1 protein-coding gene is annotated in these 315 nt (G+C 42.5%); it reads left to right on the forward strand.

Annotated elements, in window-relative coordinates:
- On the forward strand, positions 1-166 hold a 166-nt coding region (locus tag NOG12_RS11140), incomplete at its 5' end, for a LexA family protein (RefSeq protein WP_313933299.1).
- Positions 167-315: the final 149 nt, after the last annotated feature.

Consider the following 315-nt stretch of genomic DNA (forward strand, 5'->3'; position numbering starts at 1 on the left):
TGTTGCGCGTTTGGATGATTCGAAAGAAGCAACCTTTAAGCAGTTGGTTATTGATGGTGAACAGCAGTACCTAAAACCTTTGAACCCGCAATACCCTGCAATACCGATCAACGGCAACTGCACCATCATTGGTGTAGTACGACAAGCTATCATCGATTTTTGGTAGCGAAGGAATTTGTGGTTTAGCCACAGTTGTTCATGAGCTGAAGAAGCAACGATTGCAAACAGCTACAACTGAGCATTGGCGCACGCTGAGAGTAAATGGTAACCGATTAGATAACCATTGATTGTTTATAAAGTCAAGATCAGCGAAAA

This window comes from Pseudidiomarina fusca, assembly GCF_032227045.1.
Lineage (GTDB): Bacteria > Pseudomonadota > Gammaproteobacteria > Enterobacterales > Alteromonadaceae > Pseudidiomarina > Pseudidiomarina fusca.